Below are 1663 nucleotides of genomic sequence, written 5' to 3'. Positions count from 1 at the left end.
TAACCTCGATCTTGCATGACGGTCCGCCGACGGAGTCGGTGGACCGTCTCGCTTTCGGCGGTTGGTGGAGGGCAGGCCAGGGGCCCGAGTGTCGCGTCGGGTGGGCGCCGGGTTCCACTGCTCCGGGCTGGTCCTCTTTTCGTAGGGACAGGCGAATCTGCTGGTCATCCGGGGTTCGGCAGGAGGGCGAGCTGTTCGAGGGCGCCTGTGATCTCGTGGGTCCAGGGCCAGTGGCGGGCAAGGCGGAGGATGCGGCGCCGACCGGTGGTGACGAGCTGGGCGGCTGCAGAGAACAGGCGGAACCGCAGGCGGCGGGGTTCCCAGAGCCTTGCCTGGCCGGTCAGGGCGAGCATGGGCATCCAGGCCAGCAGGTCGAGAGCGATCTGGACGATCTCCAGCCAGATGCCGTTCTGCGCGGTGTCGTGCAGGGGAAGGTTGCGCAAGCCGGTCGAACGCGCGGCCCGGATGCGGTCCTCCGCGCGGGCCCGCAGCCGGTGGCGGAGCTCGAGCTCGGCGATCGGCCGGTCGGGGGTGTTCGTGGCGAAGCAGGTGATCCGCATGCCGTCGGCGTCCGTGATTCTCAACTGAGCGCCGGGGTGGGGCCGTTCCTTGCGGACGATCAGCCGCATGCCCTTCGGCCAGCCCACGAGCAGGTCGCCGGTGAGTTCGGCGACCCAGGCGCCGTCGCGGACCTCGCCGTCCGTCTCGACGGCCGGGGTCCAGACCGATGTCGGGATCTTGAGGACGTGGCTGTGGATGGCCTCGGTGATCACTATGCCGACCGAGTAGGACAGCCAGCGCCCGCGCCGGGCGAGCCAGGCGACGAACTCGTGAGTGCCGCCTGCGGAATCGCAGCGGATGAGGGTCTGCCGCCCGCGCCGGTACTTCTTCGGCAGCTGGGCCAGGGCGAGGCGGGCGGCACTGATGTGGTCGGCGGCCGTGTTCGAGCCCGCGTTGCCCGGCCTCAGCAGGGCCGCCACCGGCTCGCCGGTTCCACCCGGCCCATGGTCGACGAACCCCAACAGTGGGTGGTGGCCGTAGGTCTTCTTCCAGGTCGGGGCGGCGTCCTGCTTGTCCGAGTGCGCGACGACCAGCACTCCGTCCAGGTCCACGGTCACCCGCCCGTCGGCGTCCGGAGCCCGGCCTGCAGCCAACGTCCAGACACGGCTGCGGGCTTCGGCCCGAGCCGCGCGGATCGCGGTCAAGGCCTTTCCGCCGGCGGTGGCGAGGGTGTCGATCAGGCGGGAAACCGTCGGGTCGGAGGCAACCGGTCCGAACACGGCCGGCTCAGACCGCAGCAGTGCGACGTCGGCGAGGCAGTCTCCGCCGAGCGCCACTGCCAGCGCGAGGTCCAGGAGGACCTTGCCCGGGTCGTGGACGGCCCGCGGTTTACGCCAGGGGGCGAGCGCTGCGGAGATGGCCCGGTCAAGGCCGATCTTGCGCGCCGTTTCGACCAGCAGGACCGAACCGGCCTGCGAGACCACGGCTCGGCCGTCGTCCCGGACACGGACATGGGGGTAGGACCCGGTAGGCTGCTTCACCTGGAAAGTGCCTCCGACAGGGGCGGGAACAAGGACCTCAGCAATCCTCATTCTCGCTGGTCAGAGGCACTTTTCGCTTACCTGCCCGTCTGTCGGACAGCCCGCTTCATGAAAGCGCGAGG

1 protein-coding gene is annotated in these 1663 nt (G+C 70.3%); it reads right to left on the bottom strand.

Features of this window, described 5'->3' with window-relative positions:
* Window positions 1–164 precede the first annotated feature (164 nt).
* Window positions 165–1541 (bottom strand): IS1380 family transposase, encoded by a 1377-nt coding sequence (locus IE294_RS46615; protein WP_189895370.1) that lies wholly within the window; start codon window positions 1539–1541, stop codon window positions 165–167.
* Between the last annotated feature and the right edge of the window lie 122 nt (window positions 1542–1663).

This window comes from Streptomyces canarius (assembly GCF_014650735.1).
GTDB classification, from domain to species: Bacteria; Actinomycetota; Actinomycetes; order Streptomycetales; family Streptomycetaceae; genus Streptomyces; species Streptomyces olivaceoviridis.
Note: the sequence above shows the minus strand (reverse complement) of the source record. Positions and strands in the feature narration are given on the sequence as shown.